The organism is Bradyrhizobium glycinis (assembly GCF_016031655.1).
GTDB lineage: Bacteria > Pseudomonadota > Alphaproteobacteria > Rhizobiales > Xanthobacteraceae > Bradyrhizobium > Bradyrhizobium glycinis.
In genome coordinates, this window is sequence record NZ_JACCHQ010000041.1 from 1 (window position 1) to 15450 (window position 15450).

A 15450-nucleotide genomic window follows, 5' to 3' on the forward strand; every position below is an offset into this window, starting at 1 on the left:
CATCGATGACGGCCGCATCGAACTCGACAACAACACGGTCGAACGATCGATCCGCGGCATCAAGCTCAGCCGCAAAAACGCGCTGTTTGCTGGATCTGACGGTGGCGCGGAACATTGGGCTGTTATCGCGTCCTTGGTCGAGACCTGTAAGATCAACGACGTCGATCCGCTCGCCTATCTCACCGATGTCCTGACCAGGATCGTCAACGGGCATCCAAACCGCGACATCGACCAGCTACTGCCCTGGTCCTACCGCGCTCAAGCCCTCAAAGCCGTGGCTTGAAAACGACGCTTACCAGCGAAACGACATTGACGTTATTCATCCTCGCCCTTGCCGTGCACCGTGCTTCGGTCGGCGTTCTGCTTAGCTCTTTGACATCGGCCAGCGTGACGACCGCTAATCCGGCGGCCTTGCCCGCCGGCGAAGTAGCGACGACGTCCTTCAGGCCGGATTGCGCGAAGTAATTGTCGCAAGCTGGGATCGTTACGGGTGCGGAAGCGAACAGAAGTCCGACCATCGCAGCGAAACCGAGGCCGGACATGATCGCCAAGGGAAGCATCCCCCCGGGGCCGGCTCGCCGGCCTGTCGGTTGGATCTTGTGAAGAACAGCCACGGCACGGCGACGACAGGGATCAGTGCGCCGAACACGAACCAAGAAAGAAAGTCATGCCCTCGACGGCGGCCGCGAGCACCAATTCCAATCCCTGCAAACGCCATCGTGCCCGCGGTGAAACAGGTATGCCCATGCCCGCCTTGGGTTGGGTGGATCCACACTACACGCGCGGTCATAGCCCGGGCATGCTCCGGGCCCTTATCCCCGGCAAAACTCCGCCAGCCTCCGGAATCGGCGAACCTCCTCACCCGCGCGATCGAGTGTGATCGAGGACATCGCCGGACAATCCCAGCCGCCAGAGCCCAACGCGCCAACCACGTCCGCCTTCCTCGCAGCGCTCGTCGATCAACTCGCGCGGGGGCGGCCAGTTGAACAGATCCTTCGTCATCTCGAGCGGCGCCAGTCGCCGTCCTCGCAATCGTGATTGTCCCGCCACTCGGAGAACGTCGTGACCAGCACTGCGAGCGCATCGGAACGCGCCCAGCAGTTTTGCGCATTCGCTCCAAACGCCAGATCGCTGGACTTCACTACGCCGCGTTGGCCGTAGCGGAGCCGAGGCGTCCGTTGGAATAGACGAGCCGGCCGCCGCTAATGGTCGCGATCACGTGCCCGATGCCCCGATCGTCTGCGAGGACGAGATCCGCGCGTTTTCCGGGCACGATCTCGCCCCGATCGTCAAGCCCGAGCGCTTTAGCGGTGTTGGCACTGGCAAGGCGAGCCGCTCCGGCAAGGCCGAGGGGATCGATACGCGCGAGTTCCAATACGGCTGGCAGCATGGCTGAAGGGTGGTAATCTGCGGCGAGAATATCCAGCAGTCCTTCGCGATGCGCTTGGCGCGCGGAAAGGTTGCCGGAATAGCTCTCGCCTCGCAAGGCATTGGGAGCACCCATCGCGGTGCGCAACCCACGTGAACGGGCGGCATCGGCTGCCTCGAGAGTGACAGGAAATTCGCTGATAACAACCCCGAGCGCTGCCATCATCTCGACCTTCCGCGGCGTATCATCGTCATGGCTGGCCATGGCGACCTTGTGGGCTCTGCAGGTGAGCGCAATCGCAGACAGTGTTGCGGCCAGCTGGTGCTCCGGGCGGCTGGCCTCTTCGATACGGCGCGCGACGGTTTGCGCGGCTTCGGCTTGGGAGAGGCCTTTGTGGGCGGCAATGGAATCGACCAGCCGCTCGATGTCGCGGTACTGTCCTTGCCCGGGGGTGTGATCATTGAGCGAGACCAGGTCGACGTTCCCTTCTGCGATAAGGTCGTTGATGACCTGAAGGGCATTCGGAAACGTGAGCTCGAAGCGAGCATGCACCTTGTGATCGACCAAAAGCCGATTTCGCATGCGCCTCAACTCCCGGATCACAAGGCAGGTGTGCTCGTAGCTGCGCACATGGCCGTAGGTCGACGATGGACTGAAGGAGAGCGCCGCATAGGCTGTGGTGATCCCGCAGCCGGCGAGGTTGCGATCGAGATCGCGCAGGCCGAGTTCTATCGGCATATGCACGCGCGGGCGCGGCTCGATATCGCGCTCGATCATATCGCCGTGCATGTCAATGAATCCCGGCAGCAGCAGCAGGCCCTTACAGGTGACCCCACCTCGGACCGGCCCCTCCACGACCTCCTTGATAAGGCCCTCCTCGATCCGAACAGAGGCGCGTTCGAGTACTCCGTCTGGCAGAACCGTCCGGACGTCACTCAGCCACATCAGCCATCTCCTTCACCGTCAGCGTCAGTTCCATATCGATCAGCTCCGCGATATCTTCCTTATGGTGAAAGACGCCGATCATCGCTACGCCTTGCAACTTCAGTGCGCCGAGGCGCCGGATCAGCGCCCGCCGCGCGCCGGCATCAAGGCTTGCCGTCGGTTCGTCGAGGAGCAGCAGCCGCTGCGGCAGCACAAGTGCCCGAGCGAGATTGATCTTCTGTTGTTCGCCGCCCGAGAACGTCGTTGGATAGGCGCGCCAGAGCTCGCGCTTGACGCCAAATTCGTCGAGCCAGCGATGCGCCTCGTCGAGTGCCTGCGCCTTGGGCCAGCCCGCAAGGCGAAGTGGCTCGGCAACGAGCTCTTCGGCAGCGACACGCGGCCGGGCGATCAGGAACTGAGTGACGAAGCCGATATCCCGCCGACGCAAGGCGGCGACGTCGACATCCGCCGCGGTGGCGAGGTCGATCCGTCCTTCCGCCGCATCGAACCAGATATGGCCGCCCTTTGGCACATAGCTGCGGTACAGCGTCCGCAGCAGGGTCGACTTGCCGACGCCGTTGCTCCCGCGCAGCAGCAGGAACTGCCCCGGAAACAACCGGAAGCCGACGCCGGAGAACGCGAAGACGCGTTGCTGCAGATGGTGGATATCAAAATGCTTGGCGAGGTTCTCGACCTCAAGCACGGGATCAGACATGGCCGGCCTCACAGCTTGGCGTGGACGAGCGACTGAGTGTAGGGGTGCTGCGGATCCTGGAATATCTGGTCCGCGAGCCCCTCCTCTACGACGCGGCCCTTGCGCATCACCATCACACGGTCTGCCATTGTTCGGATCACGCCGAGATCGTGGCTTACCAGTACCATGGTGATAGCGCGCTCGCGCTGCAGGCGCTTGAGCGTATCGAGCACCAGCGCTTGCACCGAGACGTCGAGGCCGGTCGTTGGCTCGTCGAGCAGCAGCAGCGCCGGCTCGAGGGCGATCGCCTTGGCGAGTTGCACGCGCTGCTGCATGCCGCCGGAGAGTTCGATCGGCGGGGCATCCATGCGCTCGGTCGGGAACTCCGAGGCGTCGAGCGCCTGCCGGCCGCGGGATCGAAGCGCCGAAAAACGCCGTTCACCCGAGATCAGCAAGCGCTCAGCGACATTGCCAGATGACGAGTTACGCATAAGTAGGCCGAGGTGCGGATTCTGGTAGACGATACCAATGTGGCGGGCACGCAACATCCGGCGCGCGAAGCGATCCAGCGCAAACAGGTTTGCGGTCGCACCAGGTATCGCGAGCCTGTAGTCGCCCTGATCGGGCTTCTCTTCGAGGTTCATCATCCTGAGCAGGGTGGACTTGCCCGACCCGGACTCGCCGACAATACCGAGAACCTCGCCGGCATAGACCGTGACATCAACATCCTGCAAGGCTCGCACATCCCCAAAGCGGTGCGAGATGCCGTGCATCGTAAGGATCGGTTGCGTGCGGTTCAGTTTCGGCGCGTCGAGATCGCGTTTGAACGAAGGTGCTTCAATGAGGCTCATGACATCACCCCGTTTCGATACCAGGTTGCGCCGATCGACACGTCTTCGCCTGCGGCACGGCGTAGTGTCTTTTCGCAGAAGCCGCTGTCGGATAGCTCGAAGTGCGAGCCCCCGTCATCCTTTGGGATCTCGTTCATGAAGAAGCCCTTCAGGCCCGAACGAGAACAAGTGAGATGGGCGTGGTCTTCGACCCGATAGGGCACATCCGAGAAGGCGAGCGGCTCGACCCGGGTGAAGGGCGGCACTGCATAGAGGCGCTTCTCGCGACCTGCAGAAAGAAGCGTAAGGTGGCGTGCCATGTGCAGTTTTGGCACGTCCCATCGGGGAATCGGCGAGGGCGACATCACATAACGGCCGTTCACCAGGGATGGATATTCCGTAGCCTGCATGATGCGCCCGGTTCGCACCATCTGCTCATAAAGGATCAGCCAAAGCCTGGCGTAATTGGCATCGGCATGCATTTGCCGCGCCGCTGAAATATGGTGCTCGACCGGACGGAGCGGCTCCGGTTCGGGGACCTGGAGAACGAGGATCTGGTCTTCTCGCATGATCTCCTCGGGGACGCGGTGGCGGGATTGGATGATCGTCGCCTTGCAGGTATCGGTTGTTTCACGGGCACCAGAGACTTTGGCCAGGAAACGGCGAATGGAAGCCGCATTGACACCGTCATCGGCGCCCTGGTCGATGACCTTGACGACCGAGGATGAGTTGAGAAGCGTCAATGTGACCTGCAGCCCACCCGTGCCCCAGCCTCGTGCCATGGGTACTTCGCGGCTTGCATAAGGGATCTGGCATCCTGGAATTGCGATCGCCTTCAACAATTTGCGACGAAGCTCGCGTTTGGCGGACGGATCGAGAAAGCCATAGGACATGAGCTGCGATGGCAGCGTGAGTTGGCTCAGCTTCTTCATTCGGCAGGTTCCTCGGCGGCAGCTTGCGAGGCCATTTCGGCCTGTTTTCGTCGTGCATCGCGCATCGCATCGAGCGTAGACTGGAACGTCACATAGTGAGGCAGCTTGAAATGCTGGCAGAAACCGGCGCCTTCCACGGGCTCTGTGTGCGAAAGGAAAAACTCCTCTTCGAAGGGCGATCCTTTCGTTGCATGCGGCTCATTGAGGTCCAGCGTGCCGCCCGCAATGATCTTGACCTCATTCCAACCAAGCGTGGCACAGAAGCCGAGGTCGATCGTTTCAGCCCCTGCCTTTGAAGCGACTTCTGCCTGGGAGACCCTGACCCGCCCTGCCGAGAACACAGTGCCGCGCGGATGAGAAATCTCAACATCCGCTTCAACCAGTCGAAGCTCGTTGACGGTCGGATGGGAAGGGCCGTAACCACGCATGACCGCGTAGCCCAGCGCCATCAGGCCGCCGGTGTCCGCACGCGCCAGGCTTTGGAGCCGGTGCGCACGACCAGCTGGAAAGAGTAGCGGCTCTCGCGTTAGATCTGGGATGTCCTGTTTGGGAACGTCCTGCCGCTCGAAATCAACCACGAGTCCTTGCGCCTTCTGCCAGGAGGCAAGGGAGGGCTGATGCGGAGGCGCCGGTTCTGGACTCATCTCTACCGGTTCAGGTTCCAAACCGGCTCCATCCAGAATATCTGTTCGCAGGATGCGATGCGAATAGTCGAGAGTAGGCCCCAGGATCTGCCCGCCAGGAATATCCTTGAACGCCGCCGAAATGCGACGATGCGTAAAGAGTTTGTCTTGCCTCAGCGGTTCGGCAACCGCCAGACGCGGCTGCGTCGTCCGCCAGGCCCGCAGCAGCAAAACGGCTTCATAGAGATCACCGCCCGACTGCGCCAGCGCAAGCGCAGCCAGTCGGGGCGCATAAAGAGACGCCTCGCCCATGATCCGGTCAACGAGCCAAGGAAGCGAGCGCGCGATTGCATCGACCCGAGTCGCATCGATTGTCCCCAGCCGTTCGCGATACAAGCGCTCCGATTGCTCGATCGCCTGCTCTCCGCCGCGTGCAGCAACGTAAGACATCAGAGCACCTCCACCCTAGTCGAGCGCGGCAGGCAGACGACCCGGCGTCCCTCAACGAGAACGAGCTCAAAACCGGCAGGATACGCGATGCGCGATCGCGCCTCCCAGAAACCTGGAGCAATTGCAGGCGAGATCGTCAGCGCCCCATCGACGCCGGGACCCGTCAGCCGAACATGGGGACCGTCGTTGAGCTTGGCTGATGCCACCACTGTCGCTCCCAGATCAGGATAAAGCGACGAACCGGTCCCCACTGTAGAGGCGAGAGCTGCCGTCAACTGGCCGGACAGGAAGATATGGTCGGCCTCCTCAAGCGTGGCGACGGCAGCGCCGGTGCGTGCAAGCGCCTCGTGTAGCGCCGGATCGTCGCAATAGATATTGGTCTCAAGATCGACGAGCGAGAGCGCAACGGGCAGGAGGCCTTTTTCCGGCAGCAGCTGCTCTGTACCAGGCCTGGCCATCCCCCGCAGCACGGCCTCGAAAGCGGCGTTGTCTCGCCGCTCCGCCTCGTCGGGAATGGGAAAAGCGATTGTGTTCATCCGACGGTCTCCATCTCGACACGGGTTGCCTCGATCGCGCGCAGAGTCTGGCGATCTGTCTCGGCGATGATTGTGGCTTCGGCTTCGACGAAGGCGCCAATCCGCTCCCGCGCCAGTCCTGCGAAGGCTGCGGCATCGATCAGCGCCATCGCCATCGCGTGCTCGAGGTCTCGGCCGACCACCATGCCGTAGCCTTCGGCGTCCGCCAGCTTCACATGGGCTTCCGCAACCAGCACTTCGCCAAGGTGGAAGTCGGTGCCGCGGACGGTGTCCCGCATCGGCAGCATCACGAGGCCGCTGCGGCTCTTGAGCACCTCGACAGCTCCGAGTTCGGGCAGGAGTTTTTCTGCAAACCCCTTGACTCGGCCTGCTTCGCTGCATGCGAGGGTCTCGAGAAGACGCCGGTGTTCGGTCTGTTCGCAATCAATTGTCATTGCTTTGCCTCCACCTGACGTGCGAAGCGCCATTTGCCCATCCTCCCTCGATGTAAGTTGCTGAATCCACCTGCACACGGCGTAAACATTGACGATAGGCCGGGGTGCTTGCTTCATGCTCCGTCTCGACGATGGAAGCAGGCGGAACTGAGGTCCCTGCCGCGAGGGCCTCGGTGAGAATCCGTCCTTCCATTCCGATCGGTGCGGCGATCCCGAGCAGATGAAGGATGGTCGGCGCGATGTCGCAGATCCCCGATGGGATGTCCGAGACGACATCCGATCGGAAGGCGGGACCGGCAAGAATGCCGACGGACGTCATTTCCTTGGGATGAAGGCCTCCATGCACGCCAAATCCAATCGGTGCGTCATGAGTCCATGTACGGCCGATGAGACCGAATCGATCGGTCTCGTCGTCGGCACGATAGGAAAACAGGATGTCTCCAGAGCGGCCATGATCCATCATGACGAGCTGGCGAGCGAGACTGCCGGGCGCCACGCCATCGACCTCATTGCGACCTGCGGTGAAGATCGGTCCGCACCACGGCGCCTCGGTCATGGCCGCAACGGCCCGCCGAACATTGCTCTCTGACGGGTCGGTGAGATAGATGGCGCCCACTTGTCCGGGAACGAGTACCGCGTCCACATCCTGTCCAGGCGCCGGGCCGCAGCGAAATCCGGCCGTCTTAAGGGTTCCGTACACGTCAGCCTGTGCGTGGACGGTGACATGACCGTGATCTGAAACGGCCAACAGATGTACGTTTTGCTGCCTCCCCTCCGCTTCCCACCAATCCAGAACGCGACCGAATTGACGATCAACAAAAGCCAAGGCTTCCAATGTTCGCCCGTGTGCTGTGCCGCAATAGTGAGACGAAATGTCGGGTTCGCCAAAGGACAGGATCGCAACGTCGGGCCGAATTTCGGGCCAGACGGTTTCGAGCAGCGCCGACGTCAGAAAGCTCTGCGCTGTGAGGTCGGGCGTACCCTGAGGTGGAGGCGCAGGAATGGGGCCAAGTCGAGCCTGAAGCGCCTCGATCAGCGGCCGAGAGGTGGCGAGGTGCGCATAATGGCCGGAGATGGTGTGGTGGCCAAGCGTGCGGGCCTTGTGATTGAAGAGGCAAGTCGTGCCGGCAGAATTGGAGGCAAGCACCGCAAGCGTCCTGCCGTGCGCTGAAAGAATTTCGCCGAGTGAAGCGGCCCCCATAAGATGGCCGCCGCTAGCTGCATCGAGCGCCTGGATAATCCGATCGTCGGAAGTATCGATATAGCGAGGAGGCTGCACGCTGCGGTCGAGATATTTGTTGCCGACCATGCCGTGGCGGCCAGGGGACGCTCCCGTGACGAGGCTCGGCATAGCCGCGCGCGTTTCGCTCGGATAAACCGTGAGGTGCCGGGCAAGGGTGACGCCCTTCTGCCGCAACCGATCAAGATGCGGGGTCAGTTTCGGGCTGACGAGATCGGGACGAAGCCCATCGAAGCTCACCAGAACAACGCGGTGTTGTCGATCAGAATCGGTCACAGCAGGGCTCACGACAATGTTTTGTCTATGCGGTCGCGCAGCCAGTCGCCGACGAGGGAGATACTTAGCGTCGTGAGCGAGATCACGAGCGAGGGCAGCACCAGGATCCAGGGTGCACGGGTGAGATAATCGCGTCCGTAGCCAACCATGTTGCCGAGCGAGGTCAGCGGCGGTTGCACGCCAAGGCCAAGGAAACTGAGCCCGCTCTCGAGCAGGATAATGTCTGGAAAGGCAAGGGTCATGGTAACGATCAATGTGGAGGCGATGTTCGGCAGGACATGCCGCAGATAGAGGCGCCAGGGTCCGGCGCCGAGCTGATGGACAGCCATCACATAGCCTTGCGCGCCCGCGCTCATCGCAAGCGCGCGAGTGACACGCGCATAGCGCTCCCAGCCATGGAGGCCGAGGAGAGCTACGAACAGGACAAGAGAATTGCCGAAGAACGCAAGGACGGCGAGCGCCAAAATGAGAAATGGCATGCTTGCCTGAAAATCGACGCATGCAAGGATGACCTGCTCGACCCAGCCGCGGAAATGGGCGGCGAGAAAGCCAAGCATCGTGCCGAGGGATGCACCAATCAAAGTGGCCCCAAAAGCAATGAGAAGGCTCATGCGGATTGACACGATGAGCCGCGACAGCACATCCCGTCCCAATTCGTCCGAGCCGAGCAGATGCGCGACGTCGCCGCCAAAGCCCACGGGTGCGGCCAGCCGGTGGCGAAGATCGAGCGCCGCATAATCGTAAGGCGCAAGGCGATCGGCGAAGACCACGACAGCTAGCACGACCGTAAGCCAGACAAGGGCGAGCTGCACGGCGCGATCGCGCTGCCACAGCTTCCTTGCCGTGGGCGCAGGTAGGCTCTTTGCAACGAAGCCGTCCACTATCTAGGCTCCCCCGATCGGGTACGAGGCATCGCGCAGTCGCGGATCGAGCACGCCGTAGAGCAAATCAACCGAGACATTCGTCACGATCATGGCCGCGGCCACGACGAGCAGGATGCATTGGACCACGGCCAGATCTCGGCTCACGACGGAGACGACGAGCAGACTCCCGACGCCAGGCCAAGAAAACACGCTTTCGACAAGCACCGTTCCTGCGATCAGGTTGCCGACCATGAAGCCGACGATAGTCAACACCGGGATGGCAGCATTGGGCAGCGCATGGCCTGTGACCACGCCACGCCAAGGCACCCCCTTCGCGCTGGCGGTCCGGATATAAGACTGCCCCAGCACTTCGAGCATGGCGCTCCGCGTGAAGCGGGCGAGAACCGCCGCGCCGCCAAGCCCGAGCGTGACAACAGGCAGCACCAATTGGCGCAAGGTGCCCGCACCGCCCGAGGGAAACCAGGGCAGCTCAACAGCAAAGGCAAGCACGAGCACCAGCCCAAGCACGAAGGAGGGAACGGTGAAGCCTGCTACAGCTATCGCCATGACCAGACGGTCCGCAAGACGACCGTGCTTCAAGGCTGCATAGATACCGGCTGGGATACCGAGCAGGAGATTGAGCGCGAGGGCTGGCCCAGTGAGCATCAACGTCACAGGAATCCGCTCGGCGACAACCGTGATGGCGGCTCGGCCGTCGCGCATCGATTGGCCAAGATCACCCTGAACGATGGCCAGAACATATCTGGCATATTGCACCCCAACTGGCGCATCGAGCCCCCATGCCTTGCGGAAGGCCTCGACGGCGGCTGCCGGGGTTTCCGGTGACAGCATCGCACGCGCCGGATCGCCCGAGGCGCGCAGGACGACAAAGGCGAAGGTGACCACCATGCCAATGGTGAGCAGCGCGCGCGCCAGGCGGATCGCAACGAAGCGGGCCATCAGACCGTTTCCTTCCGTCCCTCGCCGGCAGCTTCGACCAAATGGCAGGCTACGCGCCGTCCCTCCCCGGCGGATGTGAGCTCGGGCGCGAGTTGCGCGCAGACCGGGAGCGCAGCCGGACAGCGCGGATGGAACGCGCAGCCCCTCGGCCGTGCCGCCGGATTGGGGGGATCGCCCTGTAGAACTGTGCGGTCGCGACGACGTCCCGCTCCCGGTGTGGGCACAGCGGAAATGAGCGCTTGCGAATAGGGGTGCAGAGGGTCTCGCAAGACCAGGTTGGGGTCGCCTTCTTCGACGATCACGCCGAGGTACATTACGGCGATGCGATCGCTGATTTGCCGCACCACGCGCAGATCATGGCTGATGAAGATCATCGCCATCCGGCGCTGCTCCTTCAGGTCGGCAAGAAGATTGATGACCTGCGCCTGGATGGACACATCGAGCGCCGAGACCGGCTCATCGCACACGATAAGATCGGGATCGGTCGCAAGCGCCCGCGCCAGGACAGCACGCTGCCGCTGTCCGCCAGAGAGCTCGTGTGGATAGCGCGCGCCGTGATCGGGCCTTAAGCCCACATCGACGAGCAGTGTTTTGACCCGGTCGGCTCTCTCGCTCTTGCTGCCGAGCCGATGAATCTCGAGTGGTTCTGCGATTTGCTCTCCAATCGTCAAACGACGGTCCAGCGCTCCGAGTGGATCTTGAAACACCATCTGGATGCGCGTTCTGAGGCGACGCCAACGAGCATGTCCTGCAGCCGGCAAAGGCTCCCCGCCAAAGCTGATCGTGCCGGAATCGGGCGGTTCGAGGCCGGCCAGGAGCCGACCGGTCGTCGATTTGCCGCAGCCGGATTCCCCAACAATTCCGAGTGTCTCACCACGCGCCACCGAGAGGGACAGGCTGTCGACAGCCTTGACCGTGACCGGATGCCGGAACACTCCCTGGCGCAAACGGTAGCGACGGACGAGGCCCTCGGCTCGCAGAAGCGGTGCAGCCATCATGCGGCGACGACCTCTGCGGGCGCGAGCTCACTGGCGACATGCAGGCAGGCAGCTTTGTGACGACCCTCATTGGGGATGGAGGCAAGTTCGGACGCCCATTCGCCGCAGCGTTCAACGCGTTGCGCGCAGCGGGGCGCGAAGGCACAACCCATTGGCAGGTCGGTCGCACTCGGTACGACGCCAGGAATCGCCACGAGCCTATGCGGCTTTGTCTCCAGACTAGGCAGGGCCTTTAGAAGCCCCTGTGTGTAAGGATGGTGCGGCTGAGCAAACAGGCGATCAACTGGCGCCTCTTCAACGACCCTGCCGGCATAGAGAACGAGCACTCGCTCGCAGAGTTCGCCGATGATGCCGAGATCATGCGAGATCAAGACCAGGGCCATGCCCATCTCGCGCTGGATCTGCTGGAGGAGATCAAGGATCTGCGCCTGGATGGTGACGTCGAGCGCAGTCGTCGGCTCATCTGCAATAAGGATTTCCGGGCGCCCTGCCAGCGCCATGGCGATCATGATGCGTTGGTTCTGTCCGCCGGAGAATTCGTGGGGATAGGCATCGAGCCGCCGCGCAGGGTCTGGGATACCGACCTGGTCGAACAGACGCCGTGCTTCAGCCCTTGCAGCGTGGCGCTCCATACCGCGATGGAGCCGCAGGACCTCGATGATCTGGTCGCCCACTTTTTGGACCGGATTAAGCGCGCTTGCCGGATCCTGAAAGATCATGGCGATGCGACCACCGCGCACTTTGTCGAGGCGAGAAGCGGGCTCATGAAGGAGCTCTTCACCAGCCAGCCTTACGCTGCCGGAAATCTGAGCGCGCTGCGGCAAAAGGCCGAGCGCCGCCAGCCAAGTCACGGATTTTCCGCAACCGCTTTCGCCGACCATACCCACGGATTCACCACGCCTCAGGCTGAGGTCGACACCGTGCAGCGCTGGCACATTGTCGAAAGCAACATGCAGATCGGCAATCTCGATGATCGGCTCCTTGCAGGCGTCGGTCATCTGGATCAGGTCCGGCTCAGGGCCTGGTTGAATGGACCAAAATTGAGATCAAGCGTCAGACCTGGCAACCACGCCACATCGCGGCGCTTGCCGTAGAACTGTCCCGACACGTGCAGGATGATGCTGGGCGGATCGATCTCATTGATGATCTCGAGCATGCGACGGATGATCGGCCGGCGCCTGTCGGCCTCAACCGTCTCTTGAAGCTTCGCACCAAGGGCGAAATATTCCTCATTCCGCCACACGCCGACCAATTTCGGCAGTGAGCCGTTCGGACCGTATTCACGCCAGGGATGCCCAAGGTGGTCGAGAAAGAGTGCCGTGTTGGAAGTATCGTAGATCGCATGCACCGGCTGGCGCTGGATTTGCGCGAAGTTCTCCATCATCTGGATTTTGACGTTCAGGCCTACGGCACGCCACATCTCGATCATGGTCTGTGCGCCAGAGACTTGATTGGGGTAGTAGTTGTTGAGCAGACGATAGGTGATCTGCTCTCCCTTATAGCCAGCGGCCGCGAGCAACTCCTTGGCCTTGACGGGATCGTAAGTGAGGGCCGGGAAATTCTCGATGTAACCCTGGCCGTAGCTCGGGAGCTGATAACCGTTCGGGATCGGGAGCCGATTCTCCCACAGGCTCTCGACGATCAGCTTCCGATCGACAGCCAGACTCATCGCACGGCGAATGCGTGCATCCTTGAGCACCGGATCTGTCTGGTCGAGCACGAGCGAGCGGATGTTCTGAACGGCTCCGCCTGCGACTTCGAGATCGGGACGCTTCTGGATAGCGCTGAACTGGTCCGGCGGGATATCGGTGACGAGGTCGAGCTCGCCGGCGAGCAGGCCATTCATGCGGGCCGAGAGTTCGGGAATAATGCGGTATTCGACTGCATCGAATGGCGGCCGCCCCCCCCAATAGGCATCATGCGCGGCTAAGGTGACATGGATGTCGAGCTTGTGATCGACGAGCTTGTAGGGACCGCTTCCGACGGGAGCCGCTGTCCAGCGCTCCCATGAGCCTGCCGCCGCAAAGGCCCGTTTGCTGACGATTTCCGCCCCCCATGTGGCGAGGCGCTGTTCAAGGAGCGCGTCGGCGCCTTTGGCATGCACGATGACGGTGTAGGGATCGACGACCTCGACTTCCTGGAGCCGATCAAGCGACTGCAGCGCCTCGGACATTCCGCCACGTCCGGGCCCCAACAGATGATCGGGGCCGAGGCTGAAGGCGACGTCTTCAGCCGTGAGCGGACTTCCGTCATGAAAGATCACGCCCTTGCGCAAGACGACCCGAAGCGACTGCGCGTCGATCCGCTCCCAATGCTCCGCAAGGGCCGGGCGCAATGCCATGCCGTGGGCGTGATCGAAGGCGATGAGAGTATCAAAAAGCTGCGGCATGATCCGGCGAATGGCGGTGTCGGTCGCGATGACCGGATCAAATGTCCGAGGAAAGCCGGACATGCCGACTTTCAGTTGCCGCCGCGTCGAATTCTTGATGTCGCCGCCGAGCGCCTTGACGCCCGGGCTGGTCAACATGCCTGCGGCAAGGGCAGCGGTGAGAGCTTGTCGTCGTGTCAGATCGATACGGGTCATCACTGCTCCCAAGTTTCACATCAGTGCCTTCGCCCGGACCTACCAATCCTCAAGCATGAGGACTTTGCAGATCACAGAAATTGATTACCAATCTCGTTCAGGCGGCTCGCCTTCGCGCGATCCGTTAGAGGCCGGAACTGCAACAGTCGGATGACAACCATCGAATAAGTCGATATGAAATTGCGAACATGCGATGAGCTGTGGCGCTGCCGGTGGACACGCCTTGCATTTGCTGTGGTCGTTCTACCGATTCAGCCCACGGCGCATCGTCGCGAAGCTAGAGCATGATGTTTCTACACGGAAACATATCCTGAATTTTTGAGATAGTTGGCGCATTCCTCTTTGGAGAAGATATCGAGGAGTTCGCCGACCTTGCGCCACGTCGCTTCGACATCACCTGTCTGGGCGGCCCGCAGCAGGTGTTTGAGCTTGGCGAAGACCTGCTCGATCGGATTGAGGTCGGGACTGTAGGGCGGCAGGAAGAGGAGATGCGCTCCTGTTCCCGAATGGCGTTGCGCAGCCAGTCTGCGTTGGTGCCGGACAGAACCGGCTTCTTGTGACCGCCAATCTTGCCGGGAGAAACCGCTCCTGTCTCCCGCCATAGATTCCTCCACTTCGTCACACAGGAAGGACTGATCTGAAGTGCTTCTGCAATCGAACGAACCGTCTCGCCAGCGTCAGCCCTCGCCAGCGCAAGTTCGCGAAGGTCTTCCGAATAGGGTCGTGTCATCCATGCTGGCCCCCGTTCTCCAGCATGGAGTTTGAATCAGAAATCCTGCCCCCTGGAATCTCGATTCCGGTAAAAAACAATATGCTCTAATGGCGATCACCTAGGTTTTATGCGTTGTGCTTGCGCGCGCGGCTTCGCTACAAATTCGATGCGGCCCCTCTCGAAAGCAGCGTCCCGATACATCCTGGGTAGGGCGGACCTGCTCGTGACAAATCCGACAATCAAATGCCCGAATGCTGCGCGATCCGTCCTGGCCGGACTCATAGCGTCTTATGAAAGACGGATCGAGGAATGATCGCCGCTTCTCGGCGGCCGCATCATGACCGACCTAGCTCCCTTTTGACGATCTGTCCTGTCCGCTCCAGCTTCTGGTTCGCCAAATCGCATTGCTTGACGCTTGGCAGACGCTTCCCCGAGTGGTTGCTGCGGCCGCGTTCAGAACGCCCAAATGAAATTCGCCGGCAGAGTGGATGTTCCGACTCTACAAGATTGAGCCCAAGCCTGCTGAAGGTGAAGTTCTTGGCCGTCTGCAACAAGTCCTTGAAGGTTTAGCTCGGTAGCCGACGCCTGAGCTTCGATCCGGCATGAGCCTGACGTGATCAGCAGCAATCCAGCTACAATCACCAAATGCGCCGCAAACATAAAAAATGATATATATCCCCAGGCGGCAAAGCCGTGGCGATCGCGCGATAAGGAAGCGTCACGCAAGCACGCTGCCGGTCATGCCTGGCTGCACGTCCGCGCGATGAGTTCTGCCGCCATGAGCGCTCCAGGAGGACGGAAGCCGCGGCGGCGTGCTTGCTTGCCAATGCAGATAGAGCTCGCTGCAGATGCTCTTCCTGGTCATTCGATCAGTAATGTAAGTCTCGTTGCGAAAACGCACGGGATGCGGATGCGTCAAGACAACCTTGTTGTCTTGCAGCTACTGCCATTCGAATGATCGTGCCTTAGCGATTTATGACTTTTCGGGCGATGCAAATACCTCGCTCGCGAAATCCACAATCCAC

Annotated in this window: 15 protein-coding genes and 2 pseudogenes; 1 reads left to right on the top strand and 16 read right to left on the bottom strand. The window is 61.4% G+C overall.

All coding sequences use genetic code 11. The features are described from left to right. Nucleotides 1–283: transposase domain-containing protein (locus HZZ16_RS34545; protein WP_197948773.1), on the top strand; the 283-nt coding region annotated here is incomplete at its 5' end. On the opposite strand, the gene HZZ16_RS34550 is transcribed toward HZZ16_RS34545, so the two are convergent. The 16 genes and pseudogenes from HZZ16_RS34550 to HZZ16_RS37725 form a co-directional block, all read right to left on the bottom strand. Then, a complete protein-coding gene (locus HZZ16_RS34550) occupies nucleotides 267–551 on the bottom strand; it encodes a hypothetical protein (RefSeq protein ID WP_197955012.1) in 285 nt (94 codons plus the stop codon). The genes HZZ16_RS34545 and HZZ16_RS34550 overlap by 17 nt on opposite strands. A 590-nt stretch (nucleotides 552–1141) precedes the next feature. Continuing rightward, complete coding sequence (locus HZZ16_RS34555) at nucleotides 1142–2314, bottom strand: alpha-D-ribose 1-methylphosphonate 5-triphosphate diphosphatase (RefSeq protein ID WP_197955013.1); 1173 nt, start codon at nucleotides 2312–2314, stop codon at nucleotides 1142–1144. Beyond that, nucleotides 2301–3008, bottom strand: coding sequence for an ATP-binding cassette domain-containing protein (locus HZZ16_RS34560; protein ID WP_197955015.1), 708 nt, complete (start codon nucleotides 3006–3008; stop codon nucleotides 2301–2303). Before HZZ16_RS34560 ends, HZZ16_RS34555 begins: the two co-directional genes overlap by 14 nt. 8 nt (nucleotides 3009–3016) lie before the next feature. Continuing rightward, entirely contained in the window at nucleotides 3017–3838 is an 822-nt protein-coding gene (locus HZZ16_RS34565; RefSeq protein ID WP_197955020.1) for an ATP-binding cassette domain-containing protein, read from the bottom strand. Next, the gene (locus tag HZZ16_RS34570; RefSeq protein ID WP_283815902.1) at nucleotides 3835–4749 is read right to left on the bottom strand and encodes an alpha-D-ribose 1-methylphosphonate 5-phosphate C-P-lyase PhnJ; all 915 of its coding nucleotides are present in this window, start codon (nucleotides 4747–4749) and stop codon (nucleotides 3835–3837) included. Before HZZ16_RS34570 ends, HZZ16_RS34565 begins: the two co-directional genes overlap by 4 nt. Beyond that, nucleotides 4746–5822, bottom strand: a complete 1077-nt coding sequence (locus tag HZZ16_RS34575) for a carbon-phosphorus lyase complex subunit PhnI (protein WP_197955021.1) — start codon at nucleotides 5820–5822, stop codon at nucleotides 4746–4748. The genes HZZ16_RS34570 and HZZ16_RS34575 overlap by 4 nt, the downstream gene beginning before the upstream one ends. After that, nucleotides 5822–6358, bottom strand: coding sequence for a phosphonate C-P lyase system protein PhnH (phnH, locus tag HZZ16_RS34580; RefSeq protein ID WP_197955024.1), 537 nt, complete (start codon nucleotides 6356–6358; stop codon nucleotides 5822–5824). The genes HZZ16_RS34575 and phnH overlap by 1 nt, the downstream gene beginning before the upstream one ends. Beyond that, a complete protein-coding gene (gene phnG, locus HZZ16_RS34585) occupies nucleotides 6355–6825 on the bottom strand; it encodes a phosphonate C-P lyase system protein PhnG (protein WP_246510638.1) in 471 nt (156 codons plus the stop codon). Before phnG ends, phnH begins: the two co-directional genes overlap by 4 nt. Further along, nucleotides 6782–8308, bottom strand: a complete 1527-nt coding sequence (locus HZZ16_RS34590; RefSeq protein WP_197955026.1) for an alkaline phosphatase family protein — start codon at nucleotides 8306–8308, stop codon at nucleotides 6782–6784. The genes phnG and HZZ16_RS34590 overlap by 44 nt, the downstream gene beginning before the upstream one ends. A gap of 8 nt (nucleotides 8309–8316) precedes the next feature. Beyond that, nucleotides 8317–9120: an ABC transporter permease gene (locus HZZ16_RS34595; protein ID WP_197955063.1), complete on the bottom strand. Its 804-nt coding sequence runs from the start codon at nucleotides 9118–9120 to the stop codon at nucleotides 8317–8319. Nucleotides 9121–9192: 72 nt separating this feature from the next. Continuing rightward, nucleotides 9193–10131, bottom strand: a complete 939-nt coding sequence (locus tag HZZ16_RS34600) for an ABC transporter permease (RefSeq protein WP_197955028.1) — start codon at nucleotides 10129–10131, stop codon at nucleotides 9193–9195. Beyond that, nucleotides 10131–11126, bottom strand: coding sequence for an ABC transporter ATP-binding protein (locus HZZ16_RS34605; protein WP_197955069.1), 996 nt, complete (start codon nucleotides 11124–11126; stop codon nucleotides 10131–10133). The genes HZZ16_RS34600 and HZZ16_RS34605 overlap by 1 nt, the downstream gene beginning before the upstream one ends. After that, complete coding sequence (locus HZZ16_RS34610) at nucleotides 11126–12127, bottom strand: ABC transporter ATP-binding protein (protein ID WP_197955030.1); 1002 nt, start codon at nucleotides 12125–12127, stop codon at nucleotides 11126–11128. Before HZZ16_RS34610 ends, HZZ16_RS34605 begins: the two co-directional genes overlap by 1 nt. 5 nt (nucleotides 12128–12132) lie before the next feature. Then, nucleotides 12133–13713 (bottom strand): ABC transporter substrate-binding protein, encoded by a 1581-nt coding sequence (locus HZZ16_RS34615; protein WP_197955032.1) that lies wholly within the window; start codon nucleotides 13711–13713, stop codon nucleotides 12133–12135. Between the two features lie 403 nt (nucleotides 13714–14116). After that, a pseudogene (locus HZZ16_RS38495) lies at nucleotides 14117–14210 on the bottom strand (transposase); the annotation flags it as partial. Between the two features lie 86 nt (nucleotides 14211–14296). Then, a pseudogene (locus tag HZZ16_RS37725) lies at nucleotides 14297–14443 on the bottom strand (helix-turn-helix domain-containing protein); the annotation flags it as partial. Between the last annotated feature and the right edge of the window lie 1007 nt (nucleotides 14444–15450).